We start from the raw sequence: 20454 nt of genomic DNA on the forward strand, positions 1-20454 counted from the left end.
TTATACTGCGCGGATGGCGTGCGAATCCCTCGCGGATACTGTGCAAATACTGTGCGCTATTCGCCGGCATGCGGTCGTACTGGACGCAGGATTTGTTACGATAGGCCTCTCTGAATATCGTATGTCAGCGCAGAACTGTTCTATCCGTTCACTGATGTGTCTCGGAACACGTCGGCATGGAGTGACGCTGGACCCTGGGTGGGTGGCCGATGCCGGGCTCTCGGTGGGCGAGACCATCGGCATCGACCGTGGCGCCGGGAAGTACGCTGAGCGCGGGGCGACGCTTCATCTGGGCGACTACGACGCGGACACGGTCGACTACGAGCGGACACTGGGGGAGTGTGGGGACTCGGTCGCGGTGACGCTTCCACCTGGAATCCGCGAGTGGCTCGATGCCGAGCTACAGGAATCGCTGTATCTCATGCGGACGGGCGATGGCGAGGATGTGCTCGTCGAGGCGCCGTAGCCTCGATCTCTTATGATGGTTCTGATGAACTTCCCCGTATGTCACACGAACCGCTTGCTGGCTATAGAGGATGGATAGAGTACGTGGACTGCGTTCGGTTCAGTCCGATCTAAATGAGACTGTTGTTAGGCTTGGATACAGATTGTCCAATTACATCTTCAATTCTGATATTATTTTAGTATTTGCATACAATCTAGTTTAGTATCGCTGCACACACTATATTTTGTTTGGAATTGTAGAATTATCTATGAACAGCGACCCCCCAGAGCGTGAGCGGTGGGGGGAGATGCCCGAGGCGCTCCCGGACCCGTATCGGCGTCAGCTGCTCGTCGCGCTCCTCCAACACAACCCCCAGGAAGACGATGACCCTGACCCGCTCAACGTCGTTGCCGACCCCGACGAGGATAGGCAACTCCTCCAGACCGCGATGACGCATAAGCATCTACCAAAACCGGAGGAAATCGGCTTCATTGAGTGGGACCGCGATAAGAATCGAATCAGGATTGGCCCCCGCTGGGACGATATCGCGCCGCTCCTCCGCCTCATTCAGGACCACCAGAACGAACTCCCCGCGGGCTGGTTGTAGGCTGCTCTCGCTCCCTGCGATACAGCCAGTGTCTGTCCTTGGTAATTCCGCTCCATAGCTTTCGAACCGGTATCGTGCGAGATACGCGCTGTAAACTCAGCACGGCAGCGAAATCCTATCCCCGATAGATTATTTCCAACAGTAGCATTCGAAACGGTTCGACAACTACCCACAAAAGCAATTGTCGAATTTCACCACTCCATAGACCCCATTAAAGTGTGAAGATAATCGAGCGCTTCTCAGAAATATCTCCTCTCTCCTCTGAGCTCGTGGGGCGGCTGAATACTGCTTCCATGAGCAGGCATCAGAGAACCATTCACCTGACTAGAACCATGGCCACCTATATATTGGATTAATATACGGATTAAGAACCTACATTCAATTTCATAGATTGTGAAAGAATCTGACTAGGTATAAGTACTCTGGCCATGCAGCAAAATTTGCAATGCCAGACAATACCACACTCACCAAATCAGTAAAAGAATTTTTCGCGTACGATCCAGATAAAGATCAATGGTCGGATGAGCCGGTCCCAGAGGAGGAGCGAATGGGTGTTTGGGGTCCGACGTCAGTTTGGATAGGATTCGCGATCGCGTATATTGTGGCCTTCATCGGTGCACAAATATATTTCGGGCTAGGAATGCCGGATGCGATTTATGCCATCGTTTTAGGGAACCTCATCTTAGTGGTGTATTCGGGTGCGCTTGCCTACGCAGCTGCCGAAGGCGGATTGAACTTTCCACTGCAAGTCAAGGAGGCGTTCGGGAGTTTAGGCGCGCTAATTCCGATCGCAATAATGGGGCTATTGGTGAACGGCTGGTACGCCTACCAAGCATGGCTCGCCGCAGACGTTATTCGAGCAGCGTGGAGCCCCCCTTGGTTGCTTTTGGCCGTGGGGATCACCGTCCTCTACGGGATTCCTTCAATTATTGGAATTGAGGCTCTGGAGGAGGTCGTCACTAAACTGGTAATTCCGCTAATGCTAATCGCAGGGATATACATGCTCGTGGTAAAAGTTCTCCCTGCAGGCGCGAGTATTCTCAATAAGCCGGCCCCGGGGGAGCAGATTCCATTTATGGTGGGTGTCGGGTTGGCCTGGGGTACATTTGCTGTTAGCGGAACTGCGACGGGTGATATTGTCCGGTTTGCATCAAGTACCAGAAATGCCATCATCGCCACAGTCGTCGCCTTCCTCATCTGTAACACCGGGATGATGGTTCTTGGGGCACTGGTGGCAGCGACATTGCCGGAGCTCAGTCTCTACTTCGGCATGATTGGTCTTCTAGCGTCTATCCCGCTTGTGATAGTTGCATTCGTCAGTTGCTTCTCAACCTGCGATGCCTGCCATTATGGCGCCACGATGAGCTACACAAATCTACACGAGAAGATCACATGGCGAACAGCTGCAGTGGGCGCCATGTTAATCTCTGTAATTGCTGTCGTATCCGGTATAATTTCTAATCTGTTAGGCTATTTGATCCTAATCGGTATTGTTGTGCCTCCAATTGGGGCAATCATCCTCAGTGAATTTTTCATCGTTCGGAAGTACCAATCATTCGACATAGTGCGCAAAGAACGGCTCAATATTCCTGCAATTATTAGTCTGATTCTGGCGATTGGGCTGAACTATTACGTATATAATAATATTCCCGTAATTCCGACTGGGCTAGCAGGGCTACTCTTGGCGTTCATTCTCTACCCAGTCCTGGACTGGATGAGGGCGAGCATTTCAGGCGAGGATTCGGTACGACAACACCTCGAAGGCCAGGCTGACCCGATCCCAGACGACGATTAATATTCAGACCACATCAATCCACATTAACAATGAGCACGCACACACTGGAGGAGATTTGGCAGATGAGCGGCGTCGACCAGGTAAACGCAGTGAAAGACGGGGAAATCTCGCCACAAGATACCTTAGAAGCATCACTCCAGCGGATAGAGGAGCTCGACGATTCGTTGAATGCGTTCACTGTTGTCGACGAGGAGGGTGCAAAAACCGCAGCTCGTGACGCTGAAAAAGCCGTTCAGAACGGCGAGGAACTAGGGGCACTTCATGGAGTTCCGGTTGCCATTAAAGATCTCATTCCTGTGGAAGGAATGCGGACAACATTCGGGTCCGTTCTCTACGAAGACTTTGTCCCTGAACGAGATAGCATTACGGTGACGAGAATCCGTGATGAAGGGGGCATTATCCTCGGGAAGACCAATGTTCCTGAATTCGGTTTCCAAGGGATTACCGATAATGCCATCTTCGGGAAAACGTTCAATCCCTGGGATGAAAGTAAGACCCCCGGTGGTTCATCCGGTGGCTCCGGTGTCGCCCTGGCGACGGGGATGGTTCCGTTTGCCCTTGGCTCGGACGGTGGGGGTTCGGTCCGGATCCCATCAAGTTTTTGTGGGCTTCACGGGATCAAAGCCTCGTTCGGGCGAGTCCCCCTCTACCCAGAGCACCGTGACCCTTCGCTCCCCGGGACGAACGCATGGGAGTCGGTGGAGCATATCGGGCCGATGGGGCGGACGGTCGAAGACACGGCACATCTTCTCTCCGTCATTGCAGGCCCGTATGAAATGGATCGCCATTCACTCCCTGATGATGGGACGGATTATGTTGGAGCTTCAACCGATCCCGATATTTCCGGCCTGGACATTGCTTATAGCCAGGATTGGGGATATGCAGCCGTCGACCCTGTCGTGAGGGAGATGACTGAAAATGCAGCCCAGGTCTTCGAGGACGAACTCGATTGTACGGTGACAGCGGATGACCCAGGGTTTCCAGATCCCGAGGAGGCGTTCACGGCCACAGTCGCCAATAGCACCGATCTGAAAGAACTCAGGAAAGAACTCCACGATCACAAATCGGAAATGGAGCCTGTCCTGGTGGACGTTCTTGAAACGGAGTGGACCGCGATGGACTTCACTGAAGCATATAAAGTCCGTCAGCAGGTCAACATGAAAATGCGGGAATTCATGCAGGAATACGACTTATTGCTTACTCCCACGCTTGCGGCACCCCCGTTCGATGCTGACCTACCGACACCGCCAGACCTCGAAGGACGGGATGTTGGGATATTCCATTGGTTACAGTTCACCTTCACAATCAATCTCACTGGCCAGCCTGCTGCTACAATCCCCGCAGGGTGGACAGACGATAATCTCCCAATTGGCCTTCAGATAGTCGGAGGACATCTGGATGATGAAACAGTGATTGAGGCATCGGCTGCGTATCAGCAGGCCAATCCTTGGCAGGACAAATACTTCCCACCAGACCATCAGGATCACTAAACGGAACCAAAATCGAAACTCCCGTCGATGTGAGCTTTCGGGGTTCTAATCAACGTTACAAGAGATCTGGCTTGCGGGATTCGCGCCCTGTATGCAGCACGTGCTCGACAAACTATCAGCGGCGGAGGGTTTCAACAAGGCCGTTCCCCATCACCTCACCAATCCGTGTCTCGGTCGCCTCCATTAGATATGGCTCGATGGCCGAGTAATCACTCCACCCGCCGATGGACATCATGGTCCGTACATCTCGCCCCTTTTCGACGAGGTGGTAGGTCGCGAACGAGCGCCGGAGATCGTGACTGGTCACCGACCGCCAGCGCTCCTCGCCCAGCTGGTCGGCGATGGCGTCGGCCGCGGCGTCGACCCATCGGCGCACGGTCGGCGTCGAGCGCGGGACCCACGGGTCGGTTCGGTCGAGGTCACGTTCCCGTGTGTACTTGTTCAGATCCTCGGCCACCCGGTCGGGCATCCAGGCGTCACGCAGCTTCCGGTCGCCGCCCTCAGTGTTCTTGCCGCGGATCTCGAAGAGCCAGCATTCACCTTCCTCACTCCACCGGAGGTGCTTGTCGGCTGGATAGGGCACCTCGTGAGCCCGGAGGCCGCACCGCCCCATCAGCTGGACCGCGACCTCACGCATCCAGTCCTCGCGACCAGCTTCCCGTTCGAGCCGGGAGAGTTCGTCCTGATCGAGCCAGCACTTCGTCACATCGCCGGAGTCGTCGACGCGAACCATAAGCGGATTGTCCAGACTACTCCGGCACAAACACTGGGGTCGGTGTAGTGATCTGGGCCGATTCACCCCCGAATGGCCCCCTTCGTGAGCGGGTAGTTGAAGAACTCGTTCACTGGTGGGGTGTCCGACCTTCCTCGCAGTTTAGCGCTGATTGTGTCTCAATTCGGCTAGAAGGCTTTGTTAAAACCCTCAACTAATGATATATTGCAGCACCCCTGCTGGATACAGGGCCCGAATTGCTCATGAAAACCCAAAAACCACAATACCCGCAGTCTCTGTCCAACACAGAACCATGAATTGAGTTTATCAGTGCGGAGAGACACCATCCTCAAACAATACCAATGGCGTCTATGAGAAATAGATTCATTACAGTAATCCTTTTCACACTCGTTGGTGCATTCATCCTCTGTCTGGGGTATATTGGGGCGAGCTGGGACGCACTTGCCCAATCCACTCGCATCTCCGTCGCAACAGCCACACTCGGAGTTATTGGCACGTTATTTCTGGCAGTAGCCACGTTTTGGTCAGTTAGTCAGAATCGCCGGCTCATTGAGGAACGGATACGAGAACGAGAGAAAGAAGTGGTCAGAGAAGAACTCAATGCGTTTATCGAACCATCGATAGCAATTGTACAGAGCAATATCAACGTAGTCCGAGAGGCCGAAGCGCGAGAATGGATCAACAAAACACCAAACAGAATATACGACATTCGTGGCCAGACAGCGATTCTAAAAACCGAGGTTCAGTTGGTTTTCCTTCCGGCAGACCCATATCTTCGAGAGCGGATTCCTGCTGAGGATCCAGACGTCGTTGAAGCGATTGAGAAGCACAACCAGATGGTTCAACAGTTTACCCAGCTTCGACAGGATATCATTCAGGAGATTGAGAAACCAGTGGAAGATTTCCTGCAAGAGAACGACTATGCTGACGAATTTGAGGAGGATGAACTGGATGTGTTGTTAGATGCGGTAGTCAAAGAAAACGAGGGGTATAGGGATCATGAGGAGTTCTGGGAATCTGAACAGGATGAATTGATAGCGTTGGCTTACGACGTGGCAGCCGAACCCCTAAACGAAATTGACCAGAATGTCGACGAGTACCTCTCACTTTGTGAATCCCTTCAACAGCACCTTCGATCCCGAAAAGCACAATTGAAGGAGGAATATGGCATCATATCTGAATTTGACTCCGAAGAGGACATGATTACCGCCGTCTGATTTTTCTGGCTCTGGTGAAGCGCTTAGTCGGTGATAGGTTAGGTCATCCGTGCTGAATACAGGGCGCGAGCCTTGTTTAGACGCCCCTGAATAGGTAGGTCGGCAGTTCTGTCGGGCGGGCAGAATCTGTCGATGAATGCCTCTCGGTCTGATTTCGGTGTACGGACAATGAGCGGAGCCGGCGATCTCCACCGCGTCTAAACAAGGCCGATGAATTCTATTTTTAGGGGCAATAGCAGAAGCACCTCGCGGCAATATCAACGAAGACGACTAGTACTCAACAGGGCGATCTCGAAAACTGCCCTGACGAGAGGCACAGGATAATCGAACGAGCGAACTAGTAGGCAGGTTTCCCTTACAAGTAACACTGCAAAGACTCTAGCGAAAACACTCATTAGATACTGACGAAATCATTGAATAGTGCTCGAGTCAGGCAGGACCAATTCGCTCCAAAAATACTTCGGCAGTAAAGAATCAAAGAGGTTTATTTACCTATCCATACTATTATATTTCTCATTCCTGACCGGTTACATTTCCATATCCAAATATTCTGGCGTTCTTCAAGGGTTGGATAGAAATGGGCAGGTTTTCCTCGGGATGGTTGAAATAGATTCATTAAATTATGTCTTGCTGAATGAAGTAATCTATTCCGCACTTTGGGCTAGCGTAATTACTCTCTCAGTAGCCTACTACAGATTAGGGTGGGCCGATTCTGAGAATCACGGGAAAGTTGTGGGATCCGGATTGGCATTCGTAGCGGTGGGGGGTATTGTATATGCAGTACTTATGCTATTTCTGGGTCATCTTGTTTCCGCCACCCTTGGAGACGCGATACAAGCCGCTCTCGGTGCTGGGAGTACTACAAACATAATCACGGGCGCTATATTTGAATTGTTTATTGTCGGATTCGGTGCGTGCTTCCCCGCACTGGTAACAGGGAGGGCGGATGTTGTATTTCCAAGTAAAACAACCAATCGGATAGAATCTATAACTACTCTGGCAGCCGGTGCAGAGCAGGAGATCAGGGAGGCAAGAGGTACACTTCAGGATCAGCATCATATATCTCTGTTTGAATCATTCTCTTCTGTGTATGGCAAATACGCTGAGGCAGAAGCAGAATACCAACCAATCGCTGAAGCGAACCTCTATGTTCCAGCTGTCGAAAGTCAACTCGGTGCTCTTGAGGCAAGTATTCATGAATTCGGGAAAGATACTCTCAATGAGATTCTCGAGAGGGCCGAAAACCGATTGAAAGCGGATGAGTATTTTATCGCCGACGAAGTGCTAGTTGCTGCTGAGCATATTGCGAGGAATCTGGACACTTATGACGAGCGGATTGAATTTCTCCGAGAAGAATTCGAAGAACAGCACAAATCGAGTACTAAAGAGACTGAAGACACTATTGAACAACAAATCTCCTTGGCTGAAGAAGCCACTGACGAAGCGCGATTTAACGACGCAAATGATCATCTCAAGAGAGCGAGTCAAGCCCTCGAAAAGTTGGAATCTCTAACAAAAGACGACAACGAACATTTCAAGGATAGAATTACATCACGGAGAAAGAACATTGAGGTTGAGAGAAAGCAACATCAAATCAGGGAGGCACGAACCCGGATTTCGATTAGATTCGACATCCCGCTTGATAAAGTTCGAATCCATCAAGAAGGAGAGACAGTCAGGGCTTACGGAGATCTGTATGACCTGCTGAAGAAACTCAAACACCCTCCAGGAGGCGACCTGCCCTGGGAAGAATTCGAAGCAGAGATCATTTCCCGACTACCATTTATATCACCTCAAGATATCAACCACTTTGATCAAATCGTCTCTACTGTTGCTACAATCGCGGATTTCATACAGGAGACAGACAACGCTCACCCTTCTGTCCATGTAGTTGAGTGGGAAGAAGCGATACAGACAGCTGTTGAGAATCAGAATTACGACATATTGAAGCCCGTAATCCGACAGGTAGAGAGACTAAATACTGGCCAAATCTGGGACCAATCACTACTTTATGATTTATCTTGGAGGGAATTGGAAAATATCGTGGGGGATTTGTATTCTGGACAAGGTTACGAAGTCACGGTTACTCAGGGAAGTGCAGATCTCGGTGTAGATGTTTGGGCACGTAAGCGTGACGACCGGCTTGCGATTCAAGTGAAGCAGGTACGGGGAAACAGCACCGTAGGTCGAGAAACTTTACAAAAGTTAGCGAGCACAATTGCGAAAGGGGATGCAGACAGGGCCGTAGTTGTCACAACTGGCGAATTCGCCCGAACTGCAAAACAATATGCTGCGGATTTCGGACCCAATCTTGAATTAATCGATGGGGGCGAGTTAGCAGCCTTACTCAGCGAATCTGAAAGCCAGAGGTAGACGGCCTCGGCATCTCTTCATGATGTCCATTCTCTGCCGGGTCGTAATTCGAGAGCTCCGCTGCCACGAGAGAGACGCCCGCCACAACTGCGAAGATAGCTGTCAGAGGCCATCGAAGATGTCTATCCATTTCATTTGAGATGATGACACCGGGATGTCTTATCTATCGATGGTGTTCAGTGCGTGAAGAAGATATCTTGTCCGGGCTTTCACCCATGCTGAGGCCAGTTCACTCCTGTGCCGGTAAAACGTACACTTATCTCTGCTGAACCTACCCTCTGTATCTTGCACGTCGCTATTGTCAGCTATTGTGAATTTCAACACAGGCGGTTAGAGGTATTTGTCCACTCTCGAAGGGATCTCCAATTGTAATTGCAATCACAGAGCCTTCGACTCAGCCAGAATGTTTTGGCGACCTCCTCTGCAACATTTAGCTCTGCATCGGAACACCGAATTCGTCGCCGAATTCGCCGAAATGCTCGACGAGCGTTTCGCTAGTATCCTCGATATCCGCTATGGAACTGACGTGCTTGTAGAAGATGACCCTGTACCCGAATGGGTCCTGAGCCGTCTCGAGGTCCCAATCGCGCGTCTGTTCTTTGACGCGCTGCTCGTCTTCACTCGAGGCGGTTTTGATCTTGTATCCGAATCCCCGTAGAGCTCCCTCCTCGATGTCATCCCGATTGTACTGCTCAGGCTTGACCCAGTATAGATGGACATTCAGCTTCAGCTGCTTGTTGCTACCCTGATCTCGGACACGCGACAGAGGGTAATCGATTCGTGCAAAGGCCAACGAAGAACTGGAGTCTCGGCCGGTATTCTCGCTCCCCGCATCATCGGAGGCGAATAGCTCCGGCTTCCTTGCTCGCATCTCCTGCCCCACCTGCCGAAGTCGACCCTCGATGCTCGTCTCGAACTGGTCGGTGAGCCGGATCGCCTTCAGATAGCGATCCTGCTCGAGACCTTTGCTTAGGAAGTCATCGGTCATGCTTCTACGGTTTCACGGAGGTATGTTAGCTGTTCCTCCAGTATGTCGGCAATCCTGATCGGCTGGATTGCGTCAACCACGTCTCCGGGATTTGCCAGTCGGTCTACCACTGGTCGTGGCTGGAAGCCAACACGCTGTTGCTCAGCCACCGTACAGAACAGATACGCGTTCGCGGCCCAGTGGTCGTCTACGATGGCGCCACGGAGCAGTAGTGATCGGAGCGCTGCGGTCACGTCCCGCCAGTACATCACCCTGACTGTGCCGGGCCGCTCCCAGTGGACCCTCGGTAAGCCATCGGAGCTACGCTCAACTGGTGGTTCGACGATCGACTCAAGACGGCCTCGTTTATTCTTGGGAAGAAGCAGGACGTGCGTCCACGCCCGATCCTGATACTCCTCCTCGACACGTGCTGCGGTGTCCGAGGTCTTCTCGTAGTTCGTATCGTCCAACTTTACCTCGATTGAGATTCCGTTTTCTGCCCCCAAGAGAAGTATATCCGGGCGCCAGTGCCCTCCATCGGTATCGGGAACTCGCTCTTCTCGCAAGACCTCATTCGGGGGCTCCGACATCTCGGAATCGAATAATTCGGAGACGAAATCGCCCGACGGATTGAGGAGTCTAGCAAGCCAGTTTGACCATCCGAGCTCGTTGCTTGGCTGGAGCGGCCCCCGGCGAAACCGCTCGTCGGTTAGATCGACGCTCAGCGGGTCCGTGTTGAACGGAGCCTCGGATTGTGCCCACTCGTCGTCGGAACGTGCGAGTAGCGTTTTGAGCTCTTTGGCCGTCTCGTCCCCCTCGGTGTAAACTTCCCACCACTCGTCGATCTCTTCGTGGCACTCAGCCAACCACGTCAGGTCGAATACGCGAGCCTGGCCGGCATTCTCAGTGAGGGGCTGTGACTGCGCGTAGGCTGCCCACCAGGGGTCCAGGCTTGTCCAATCACGTGGTTCCAGATCCGCGCTCATGTACCAGCACACCGTTGGAGAGGGTGAAAACCGCTTGGGCGCCAGTAGGTTGGTGAGTTCGACAGGGATTCTCAAGATTGACAAAAATATGAGCTCCGGGTGTCTGTCTTTAGATGCTCCAGATCGTTCTCACCTCTTGCCAGCTCACTCGGACAAATTCCGGGATTCGATAACCACCTATTCAGCGACCCAGTCCAGCGTCTGATTGTGTTCCCGGAGATACGCTGGCTCTAGGCCTACGTCACCGAACTGGATCTCCTCGCCATCCCGGGAGATGATCGTCCGCTGCAGGAGGTCACTCTCCGTAGTAAACTCAGGGTTCACCCGCAGTTCGTATCCAGAACTGATCGTGAACAGTTCGCGGTCGAAGGCTGCATGATGGGTTTTGTTCAGCGGAAGCACGTTCCCGAGATCGGCCCGATGGTCCGGGTACTCACTCCATGGGAGCACGTGAGCCACATCCAACAGACTAGGATGATCTACCCCTGACACCGGGCATGTGGTATCGTGCCGAGCAAGCACTGTCGCCCGAAACTCCGGATCAATCGAGCGGGCACGGACTGTCGTCTCGTAGGTCGCTGCGGTCAAGTCGTCTTCTGCCGTGGGTATGGATTCGAAACCAGCCCACTCGTCAACGGCTTGGTCGGTGAACTGTCGTCCCTCTTCGGTCAGTCGATAGACGTCGCCATCCTGCTCCGCCAAGCCAAGACTCCGGAGCCAGTTCGCCCGCTGTTTAGCCATATCAGTCTTCTCAGGATTCCAGCCCAGTTCGGGATGCGTGCTGAGTTGCTGATCGCTCACTTCCTCAATCGTCATCCCACCAGCGGAGAGCGCATATAGAAGACTGCGTAACCCGACGTTCCGCCGCAGCAGTATCTCGAGGAGCGTCTCCATCGTCCTGTCATCGACGTATCGCTTCCCTTCCGGCCCGAGCATCCACTCGCCGCCCTCAAGACGGAGCAATCCCACGTCCTCGAGATACTCAACACGCCGGATAATCGACTCACGACTCGAAACGTTGGTGAAATTCCCCCGGTGCCACCCTACCAGCTCGTCCGTTGTCGGTTGGTGGACGTCGACGAACGTGAGCACGGCATCCACCGTGTCGACGTAGCTCGTCGCGCCGCCGAACATCGGCACAATACTCCGAAGGGGCTCGGAGGGCATTGCGTACGGCATCCACTGGGCCGGGTATGATCGTTTCCCCGATCGACGAATCGAGAGTGCCGACCGACAACCCTGGGCCGTAGTTTCAAGCCCCTGTTCTTGCTTGGTGGAGTGTGACACTCCGTGAAGCCAGGTCGATCGATTCTCTCTATCGAGAGATTCGTGATACCGACCTCGCCCTGACTGCGGATCCGCCGCTTGCGCTCGCTCTGGACCGGCGCGTTGATCGGCCCCGGATCGGCCGCGTCTGTGCCACTCCTCGCGGTCACGTATCGAATCAGTTCACGCCGATGGACCGGCGAGACCTGTTCGAGGAACTCGTCACCGAGACGGATCTGACCTGGAAGCAAGCCCACCGTGGCCTCGATCGCTGTCTTCAGGCGTGGGACCGGACCGCCGACCCTGAGGCGATTCTTGACTATGACGAGTTCGACACGCCAGCCATCCGCACTGCGGTGAAGCGGATCCGCGACGCCGACAGTAGCTACCGGAAGCTCTCGGATGCCCGCCTTGATGAAGAACTGGACCTAGCCATCGTCGGCGAATCGGCACTGACCAATCTCGACAGATCGCTGCTCCCATCCGACCACAAGTCGGTTGACCGATTTACCGGGGCGACGGGGACGCTCCCCACGTTCGAAATCTTTCCGTCGGCGACGGCGATCGTCGACACACTCATCGAGCAGCTTTCGGCCGAAACCGCCGACTCAGTTGGTGTTGTTCTCGACGAGTCGACCGTATTCAGTCCGCTCGTCGAAGCCGGGCTCGCGGCGGCTGATATCCCCTTCCAGGGTGGCCCCGGCTTCGTCGACGACCCGGACGTGCGGACCTTCCTGCGGCTCCTGCAAGCCATCTTCACCGGTAGCGACCTCCGTGTCGCGGATGTCGAACCCTTGCTCGCACCACTCGGCGTCGACGTCCCGCGCACGCTGGGGGAACAGCGTGTGGATGCACTGGGTGACGGTACGCTCTCCGAGCTGGCTGTAATCGAGGAGGCAGCCACGACGGGAACGCTGCAGGATGCCATCTCCGCCTACGAATCGCTCGCCGGTTTGCGACTCCAGACGCTCCGAGACGAGTGTAATCGGCTCGAAATTCTTGAGGAAGCCGTCACCACCGCGCTGCTCGATCGGCTCACGTACTACCTCCAGTCGTTCGATGTCCCGGTCGACCAGGACCAGACTGGTGTACTCCTAACGGATGCTGCCTCGACAGCCTACATCGACCGGCCGGTCGTCTTCTACCTCGGCCTCGGCACTGGTTGGGCGAAAACGCCGCCAGACGTCCCTTGGATCGATACTACAGAGTACGTCCAGCAGGACCTCGACCGGTTCGAGATCTTGCTCCAGAACGGTCGCCAACGCCACTACCTCGTGCAGGACACGCGCGCCGGTGAAGACGTGACACCGTGTCTCTACTTCCGGGAGCTATTCGAGCAGTCCTTCGACCGGTTCAGCGACCTACCGCATGAACGGTTCGACGGCCACGGCGTCGACCGGGATGCTCCTGGACAACCGTTCGTTGCGCCAGCGGTATCGGAGGAGCCGGAGGAAATTACCGCCCTGAGCCAGTCGACGCTGAAGCGCCTCGCCAACTGCCCTCGTGAGGAATTCTTCACACGACTGGTCGAGACCCCGACGGCGGACTACATGGCTCGCGGGACGGTCGTCCATGAGGCGGCTGAACTCTACGTCTCCCATCCGGAGCCGATCCGCGACCAATTCGAGACTGTCGTTGATGCGATGGTCGAGCAGGTTGAAGCCTACACCACCAACGACCGGCGACCGGTCGAGCGAACTCAACTAGCGATCGCCCTCGAGACGGTGATGGAGTATCTCGACGCGAACCCACCAACTGAGGCCGAGCACGAGGCATACGCTGACCGCCAGCAGGAAAACGGGCTCGCGAATCGGCTGGACCTACCCTGTGACTCACCGCTCACTGAGCGCTGGTTCGAAGCTCCCGAGGTTGGCATCCGTGGCTTCGTCGATCTGCTCCATGGGCCCACAGACCTCGTGGACTACAAGACTGGAAGTCAGTCGACAGCCTCGAAACTCCGGGAGAAGGCTGCAATTGATCCGCCACATGAGGATCCAAACTTTCAGGCAGCATTGTACCTCCTCCAGCATCGCGAGCAAGAACCCGAGGAGCCGCTCTCCATTCACTTCGTGCACGCTCTCGAGCAGACGAACCGCATGGTCAGAGGGGAAGCCCCGGACATCGATGATTTGGTCACGACGATTACGTACCTCCCGTGTACGTTCAGTGAATTCGTTGCGCGGCGCGAAGTGTTCGACGCGGTCACGGATTATGCCGACAGTAATGCCAAGGTCAAAGCGCTCGAGCCGCTCGGCTACGAGGCGTATCGGGAGTTCTTCCTCACCCACGACCTGCCACGGGAGGGCGCGGCTCCTGATCAACGAGCGGCTGTGACCACGGCGTTCATCGAATACACACAAGATCGCGTCAAGCCTTCGCGGGACCTCCAATACGTCGACGACGGCTGTCGAGACGCCATCGAGGAGATGGACGATGTCGTCGGAACCTACTACCTGAAGCCGGACCTCGACGCGTTCGCCGACTTCGTCGACGAGCAGCTGGCGAACCTGAACGAGTACCGCCGCGAGGGCTTCCCCGTCCGCATCAGCGAGGACGGTCCCAACTGGGACCGCGTAGACATGCCGGATCTCATTCTCACCAATGACTGAGCCATCACCGAACGACCAGCAGGAGCAGTTGATCACGCAGACCGAGGGCATCTATCGCGTCAACGCCGGCGCAGGAACTGGAAAGACGTTCGCCGTCACCCGCCGGTACGGCGAAATTCTTGAAACGACCGACGCCACGCCAGACGATATCCTGCTGGTGACGTTCACGCGGAACGCGGCGGCGGAGATGAAAGATCGGATCGTTCAGCAGACCGACTACGACCTCCGAGAGCTGCAGGACGCACCGATCAGCACGTTCCACGCCTACTGCTATCAACTGCTCCGCCGGTACGGACACACGATTCCCGAGGCACTGGGCATCGATGACCAGATCCCTGACGGGCTGGACTTGCTCGAAGACGAGGTCCAGGAACGCCAACACTTCCGGACGTTCATGTCTCGGTTTGCCGACCGGCACCCCGAACACGAGGATCTGCTCCGTATCTTCCGCGACCGGCGGACGCTCCGATCGGTGATCCAACAGCTCGCCGCAAAGGGTGTCATTCCACAACGCGAGGGCTGGTATCGCGACACTGCAGCGCCACTTGAGGGCGACCGAGACGCGTTCCTCGAGACCGTCGCTGAGACCAACGCCCCGAACGAGGGGGCGAATGGACCCAAAAACAGCGATGCCAGGGGTGCTGTGGGTGGCTGGGACGTCACGGAGTACGCACCAGACGCACCCACGAAGGCCGAACTCCATGACGATCCGCAGGTCAGCGAGGACCTCGTCTTCGACGCGTTCGATGAGGATCGCGAGGCGCTCCGGGCCTTCCTCCACGATGTCTATATTGAGTATCTCGAGTTCGCACTCTCTCGAAACTACCTGACTCAGGGGCTGATGCTGGCACTGGCTTTCGTCATGCTCTGCGAAGACCCTACCGTTCGGACGGCAGTCGGCCACGACTACGTCATGGTGGATGAGTTCCAGGACACTAACGAACTCCAGTTCAAAATCACGCTCCTGCTCGCATCGGCCAACAACATCTGTGTCGTTGGTGACTGGAAGCAGAGTATCTACGGGTTCCAGTACACCAGCGTCGAGAACATCACTGAGTTTGAGAGCCGGCTCCAGCAGTATGCAGACGAGCTCAACAGCGACACTGAACGGATCAGTTACCCGGTCGACGAGGTCGAGCCCATCCCGCTGTTCCAGAACTACCGTTCGTCAGCATCTATTCTTGATATTGCCGAGCAGAGTCTCTCGATCCCCGCGACGTACTCCGAGGATCTCGACGAAGATCCGCTGGCCGACGAAGAGCAACTTGAGGCAACAAACTACGTCGACAACGCCCGCATCGATGCCTACCGGGCTGACGACGAGTATGCCCTGATTCTCGACCGGATACAGACGATTGTCGATAACGAGGCATACGCTGTCGAGGTTCGAGATGAGCCAGCGTCGACGGCGGAGATGTCTCCCGAAGAACAGCGGGCGGCCGAGCAGGAACGCCTCGGAGCGCCCTCGTATAGCGATATCGCCGTGTTCACCCGAAAGCGAAAGTTCGCCCGAGAGCTTCTTGACCGGGCGGCCGAGTACGACATCCCTATCGCCTACGAAGGAGGCGTCGAACTATTTGACACGCCAGAGGCGAAGTTGCTCCTCGCCTGGCTCCGTATCTGTGAGTCCGACGATCCGCGAGGCTGGGCCGTGGTGCTCGAACGCGCCGGGCACACCTTCGAGCAGACTGAGACGTTGCTCGCCGAGGAGGCATACCCGGACGCGATGGTCGCGTTCCGTGATGAGTTACTCGAGCTGGAGACACTCGGTGGGCTAGCCCAGCGGGTGTTTGACCGGTACAACATCGCCAACGCGTTCGCCGATGCGCTGCTTGACCACCTAACGAGTGTCTACGAAGGGACGCTGCTGACCCGGGGCGAGGCGATCACCTACATCACGGACAACCTGGAGAACGGGAGTACGGTCGATATCGATACGAGTCCTGGACAGGACGCCGTTACGCTTCAGACAATTCACGGCGCCAAAGGACTCGAGTACCCGATCGTCCTGCTGGGGAATCTAAATTATCGAGCCTTCCCGCACTACGGCCAGCCACCGTCCTCGCCAGTCGTCTACCAGGAGCCGCTCGGCCTCCGCCAGCGGAAGGTCTTCACCGATACGGGGACACACCCGCACGTCTTCAGCAACTGGCGCTACGATCTGCTCAGGTCCTGTCTCCCCTCAGAGTACGACGAGGAGCGCCGGCTTCTGTACGTCGCCATGACGCGGGCCCAGCGACACCTGCTGTTCACCGCCGGTGAGGAGCCGAGCCTGTTCTTCACCGAGCTACCGGTGGAGGCAGACGAACTCGAGCCGGAACCGAGGACGGTAGATACTAGCACCGAGACGGCGGCCGACTACGAGGTCACGATTCCGGATGCGAGTGGGCTGCCGCGACGGCACGGTGTCCATGATATCATGGACGACAGCGTATACCAGGAGGTGACGGAGGGTCGCGGCAAGGAGTTCGGCGATGCCCTCCACGACTTCGCCGAGGCGTACGTCCTCGGCGAGGCCGGCGCGCCAGCGAACGAAGATCAGGAGAACGTGGCCCGGTTGCTTGATGGACTAGACGGAGAGTGTAGTGCCGAGGAGACGGTGTTGCTCCCGCTCACAACGGACCCGAAGGTGACGCTCACAGGCATCATCGATCTGCTGCACATCACACCAGATCGCGTCGAGGTGATCGATTACAAGACCGACCTAAGTCGGGTCGCAGAGTCGGAGTACCAGAAGCAGCTCAGTGCCTACTATCACGTCCTCACCACCGTCTATCCGGATCGTGAGGTCCGACTGGCGGTGTTCTACACCGCCGACGATGAACTGGTCACGATCGACCCGATTGCTGAGGACGAGTTTACACAGCTTGTCAAAGCGGCACTTATTGAGGACACGTAGCAGCAGCTTCGCGCTCCTCTCGTTCCATTCCAGTGTCGGCTGAGCATGTCCGACACTTTATCAGGGACCAGTCCGCCGCACAAGCCATATGGGCGGTCCCCGCAGTCTGGTTGGTCGTCTGGCCGAATCGTTCGTCGATGTCATTCACGAGGTCGACGCCGAAATCGGCGAGAATCGAACCTACGGCGCTGGCATCGGCCCCCACGACGAAGACGACCAGATCGACGCGCTGGTGCAGGCCGTCCGGGAGGAGGGACTTTTCGACGGGACGATTGCGACCGCGAAGGGCGATGCCGCGGCCGTCCGCTACCCAGGGGGGCAGGCTGCCGACCTGTATCTCGAGCGCGATGGCCGCGCTGAGTACTGTGAAGCGAAGCTGTTCCGCTTCCAGAAAGCGAACGGGAATCCCTACGCTCAGGAGTTCAGCAAGGTATTCAATCCGTTCCAGGAGCGGAACCCGCGATCTTTCATCCATGATGTGAACAAGCTCGCGGAAGCCGATATCCGACACCCGAAGACGTTCCTTGGGTTGTACTATCGCCCGGTTGAGGGTGCCGGCACCGAGATCACGAGCCAGGATATCGCCGATAAGTTCGCCGCCGACGTCGACCTCTGGACGGGCTACTCAATCAGCGTGGACACCATCGCGCACTTCGACGATCTCCAGCACGAGGTCCACCAACGCGGCGGTATTTTGACCTGGACGCTTGAAGACCAGCCAGAGCAGTTCTTCTGATACGCTCATTGAGGTTTATCTTCGAGACTCAGGGCCTTCTGAAGTCGATCAGGATCGAGAGAGGCATCCAGTCCTCCTGGATTGAGCGTTTCCCGCTTGTATGCGATCACTATGTGTCAGCTACTTCGCAATGCTCCCAGAGTACCTGCTACCGCCGCAAGGGGAGATCATGACCGGTTTTATTGTAACTTGAGGCATTCTGCCGGTAATGGTCGAATTCGGTGACGAAGCTCTCCAGGCGAATTTCAAGCTGTTCCTCGAGGGCCGGAACATCTACAAAGTGGATTGTGGTGACCGTGATGGGTGGCAGCGGTGGAAACGATTGAATCGGGTAGAATACCCCGAAGAGCCGGATGAGACGCAAGGATATGTGAATACATTCAAAGATATTGAGGTCGGCGATGTCGTTCTTGCCCAGCACATCGGCGGCGAAGAAGGCACCAAACACACCTTTGGTTTCGGGGTCGTCGCACACGGAGACGAATTCTATGACCCGGAGTCGATTCCCGTTGATCCGGATACTGGAGACCCACTCGCGTTGTGGGTTTCATGGGTCACAGTAGCGGATAATGGGGAACACATCACCGCCGATGTTCCGGCAGAGTTCCCCGAGGAGCCGGTGATTGCGGTTTCACAGGAATACTTCGAGGATTTGTTGGAGGGGTTGGGTGGAGAGTCGTACCCACCTGATAATGATGTCCTCATCAATCGTCTAATTGCCGCACCGAGCGAGAGTCCGGGATTTGGGCTTGCTGAATGGCTTGCCGAAAGTCTCGACGGAGACTTCGAGTATTTCATCCTCAAGACGGGTGACGACGAGTATGATGATGAGCCAGATAGTTCGTACCACTTCAGAGAGAACATCCCTGGCTGTAACCAACTGAATACAGCGGTCCCGGATGTCCGATTCGTTTACCTCGAGGACGGCGAGTTCTACGCTGTCGGCTCCCTCGGGGAGGTTGAAACCAAAGATCGGGATGGAGTGAGTCATTATTTCGCCGAGGTAACTCAGTACCACGAAATCGATCCGATTCCGCGTGAGACTGTCGAAGAGCAGCTTACCATCGATTTTCCGATTCAGTATGGGATCATCAAGATCGAAGAGTCCGACTACGAGCATATCCTCGGCAGCAACACTGCCCGTGACCCGCGAGCCGCGACCGACGAGCTCCTCGAAGAGGAATCCGGGCAAGCCCACCTCTATCGGCAGGCGCTGGCTCATCTCGTGGCTGGCAAAAATCTCGTCTTCTATGGCCCACCGGGAACCGGGAAAACGCGGGCAGCTCGGAAGCTTTCAAACGCGATTTGCGCGGGCGATTACTCGCTGGTGACGGCGAATGCAGAGTGGTCGAACTACCAGGTTGTCGGCGGGTATGCGCCTTCTGAAGACGGGTTCGAACCGCAGCAAGGATTCCTGACAAAGGCGGCCGCTGATTGTCAGCAGACGCTCCAGCAGCCAGCTGACGCCCATCCGACTTGGTTGCTGATCGACGAGCTCAATCGGGCGAATCTCGACGAGGCCTTCGGTGACGTCTTCACGCTGCTCGATATCGACTACAGAACCTCCCGCAAGCTCTCATACGCACCGAACGCGGACGACGTCCCAGTTCCTCTCTCGTTCCGGATTCTCGCCACGATGAACACGTATGACCAGGCGCAGCTGTTCTCGCTGGGCTATGCATTCAGGCGGCGCTTTGCCTTCGTCCGGGTCCCCTCGCTGATGGACAATGGGGGCCAAGCACCCACAACCAGCGAGCCGACTCACGACCCTTCTCCTCCTGATCTGACTCCCGGAAGTGAAACGACAATCGATGTCGTACGGGATGTGATTCCGGAATATTTCCTCCTTGGAGTTGACGACGGTGTGGGTGTTTCCGCTGCAGACGTTGCAGTGGTGCTGGAAAACCTGGCGACCCCCACACAGCTCCAGCAAACCATGGAGGCACTAGATGAGCACGAAGAACTCCGGACGGGGGCGCTCGACTGGCTCCAAACGCTCGCCTATTTCGCTCAAGAGGTGATCAAGCGTGACGTCGTCGAAATCGGACAAGCGCTCCTCATCGACGCCGCGAAATACGTTGTCGCCTATCAACTGCTCTTCCCGGAGCAGCTTGACCGTAGTGTGCTTGATCAGGCCGTGGTGTCGTATCTCGTCCCGCAATTCGAGCACTTCATGCCGGAGCTCCGCCGTGCAGAAACAATCGATCAGGATAGCCACGCAGCTGAGGACTTCCAGGAGATCATTGATCTCGCGAATCAGCTCGGGCTGCCAGAAACCGCGTCTGTCCTGGCTGCGGCGAAAGAAGACAAGCGCGTGCTCGAGTAGCAAGA

The 20454-nt window shown here is 55.7% G+C and carries 14 protein-coding genes; 10 read left to right on the forward strand and 4 right to left on the reverse strand.

Annotated features, from left to right (window positions below):
• Window positions 1–181 precede the first annotated feature (181 nt).
• The 4 genes from P2T62_RS06065 (at window position 182) to P2T62_RS06080 (ending at window position 4337) form a co-directional block, all read left to right on the forward strand.
• Complete coding sequence (locus tag P2T62_RS06065; RefSeq protein WP_276260590.1) at window positions 182–466, forward strand: hypothetical protein; 285 nt, start codon at window positions 182–184, stop codon at window positions 464–466.
• A gap of 247 nt (window positions 467–713) precedes the next feature.
• Entirely contained in the window at window positions 714–1052 is a 339-nt protein-coding gene (locus tag P2T62_RS06070) for an ArsR family transcriptional regulator (protein ID WP_276260591.1), read from the forward strand.
• 445 nt (window positions 1053–1497) lie between these two features.
• Window positions 1498–2847: a purine-cytosine permease family protein gene (locus P2T62_RS06075; protein ID WP_276260592.1), complete on the forward strand. Its 1350-nt coding sequence runs from the start codon at window positions 1498–1500 to the stop codon at window positions 2845–2847.
• Between the two features lie 62 nt (window positions 2848–2909).
• Window positions 2910–4337, forward strand: a complete 1428-nt coding sequence (locus tag P2T62_RS06080) for an amidase (RefSeq protein ID WP_276260593.1) — start codon at window positions 2910–2912, stop codon at window positions 4335–4337.
• Between the two features lie 115 nt (window positions 4338–4452).
• Here P2T62_RS06080 and P2T62_RS06085 read toward each other — a convergent pair whose 3' ends face one another.
• Entirely contained in the window at window positions 4453–5070 is a 618-nt protein-coding gene (locus tag P2T62_RS06085; RefSeq protein WP_276260594.1) for a site-specific integrase, read from the reverse strand.
• A 350-nt stretch (window positions 5071–5420) separates the two neighbouring features.
• On the opposite strand from P2T62_RS06085, the gene P2T62_RS06090 reads away from it, so the two are divergent.
• Window positions 5421–6287: a hypothetical protein gene (locus tag P2T62_RS06090; RefSeq protein ID WP_276260595.1), complete on the forward strand. Its 867-nt coding sequence runs from the start codon at window positions 5421–5423 to the stop codon at window positions 6285–6287.
• A 420-nt stretch (window positions 6288–6707) separates the two neighbouring features.
• Window positions 6708–8660 (forward strand): restriction endonuclease, encoded by a 1953-nt coding sequence (locus P2T62_RS06095; protein ID WP_276260596.1) that lies wholly within the window; start codon window positions 6708–6710, stop codon window positions 8658–8660.
• Between the two features lie 430 nt (window positions 8661–9090).
• On the opposite strand, the gene P2T62_RS06100 is transcribed toward P2T62_RS06095, so the two are convergent.
• The 3 genes from P2T62_RS06100 to P2T62_RS06110 all read right to left on the reverse strand — a co-directional run bounded on the left by P2T62_RS06100 (window position 9091) and on the right by P2T62_RS06110 (window position 11780).
• On the reverse strand, window positions 9091–9648 hold the full coding sequence (locus tag P2T62_RS06100) for a hypothetical protein (RefSeq protein ID WP_276260597.1): 558 nt from the start codon (window positions 9646–9648) through the stop codon (window positions 9091–9093).
• Entirely contained in the window at window positions 9645–10613 is a 969-nt protein-coding gene (locus P2T62_RS06105; RefSeq protein WP_276260598.1) for a hypothetical protein, read from the reverse strand. Before P2T62_RS06105 ends, P2T62_RS06100 begins: the two co-directional genes overlap by 4 nt.
• A gap of 177 nt (window positions 10614–10790) precedes the next feature.
• Window positions 10791–11780: an HNH endonuclease gene (locus P2T62_RS06110; protein WP_276260599.1), complete on the reverse strand. Its 990-nt coding sequence runs from the start codon at window positions 11778–11780 to the stop codon at window positions 10791–10793.
• A 113-nt stretch (window positions 11781–11893) separates the two neighbouring features.
• On the opposite strand from P2T62_RS06110, the gene P2T62_RS06115 reads away from it, so the two are divergent.
• From P2T62_RS06115 to P2T62_RS06130, 4 genes are all read left to right on the forward strand, one after another.
• Window positions 11894–14488, forward strand: a complete 2595-nt coding sequence (locus tag P2T62_RS06115; protein WP_276260600.1) for a PD-(D/E)XK nuclease family protein — start codon at window positions 11894–11896, stop codon at window positions 14486–14488.
• Window positions 14481–17387 (forward strand): UvrD-helicase domain-containing protein, encoded by a 2907-nt coding sequence (locus P2T62_RS06120; protein WP_276260601.1) that lies wholly within the window; start codon window positions 14481–14483, stop codon window positions 17385–17387. The genes P2T62_RS06115 and P2T62_RS06120 overlap by 8 nt, the downstream gene beginning before the upstream one ends.
• Window positions 17388–17475: 88 nt before the next feature.
• On the forward strand, window positions 17476–18123 hold the full coding sequence (locus P2T62_RS06125; protein ID WP_276260602.1) for a hypothetical protein: 648 nt from the start codon (window positions 17476–17478) through the stop codon (window positions 18121–18123).
• 208 nt (window positions 18124–18331) lie between these two features.
• Complete coding sequence (locus P2T62_RS06130) at window positions 18332–20449, forward strand: McrB family protein (protein ID WP_276260603.1); 2118 nt, start codon at window positions 18332–18334, stop codon at window positions 20447–20449.
• The last annotated feature ends 5 nt before the right edge of the window (window positions 20450–20454 follow it).

The organism is Haloglomus litoreum (assembly GCF_029338515.1).
Lineage (GTDB): Archaea > Halobacteriota > Halobacteria > Halobacteriales > Haloarculaceae > Haloglomus > Haloglomus litoreum.

Bases quoted from the DNA above. Each gene is read 5' to 3' on its own strand.
- P2T62_RS06070 (WP_276260591.1), top strand. From the start codon at position 714: ATGAACAGCGACCCCCCAGAGCGTGAGCGGTGGGGGGAGATGCCCGAG.
- P2T62_RS06075 (WP_276260592.1), top strand. From the start codon at position 1,498: ATGCCAGACAATACCACACTCACCAAATCAGTAAAAGAATTTTTCGCG.
- P2T62_RS06080 (WP_276260593.1), top strand. From the start codon at position 2,910: ATGAGCGGCGTCGACCAGGTAAACGCAGTGAAAGACGGGGAAATCTCG.
- P2T62_RS06085 (WP_276260594.1), bottom strand. From the start codon at position 5,070: ATGGTTCGCGTCGACGACTCCGGCGATGTGACGAAGTGCTGGCTCGAT.
- P2T62_RS06090 (WP_276260595.1), top strand. From the start codon at position 5,421: ATGAGAAATAGATTCATTACAGTAATCCTTTTCACACTCGTTGGTGCA.
- P2T62_RS06100 (WP_276260597.1), bottom strand. From the start codon at position 9,648: ATGACCGATGACTTCCTAAGCAAAGGTCTCGAGCAGGATCGCTATCTG.
- P2T62_RS06105 (WP_276260598.1), bottom strand. From the start codon at position 10,613: ATGAGCGCGGATCTGGAACCACGTGATTGGACAAGCCTGGACCCCTGG.
- P2T62_RS06110 (WP_276260599.1), bottom strand. From the start codon at position 11,780: ATGCCCTCCGAGCCCCTTCGGAGTATTGTGCCGATGTTCGGCGGCGCG.
- P2T62_RS06120 (WP_276260601.1), top strand. From the start codon at position 14,481: ATGACTGAGCCATCACCGAACGACCAGCAGGAGCAGTTGATCACGCAG.
- P2T62_RS06125 (WP_276260602.1), top strand. From the start codon at position 17,476: ATGGGCGGTCCCCGCAGTCTGGTTGGTCGTCTGGCCGAATCGTTCGTC.
- P2T62_RS06130 (WP_276260603.1), top strand. From the start codon at position 18,332: ATGGTCGAATTCGGTGACGAAGCTCTCCAGGCGAATTTCAAGCTGTTC.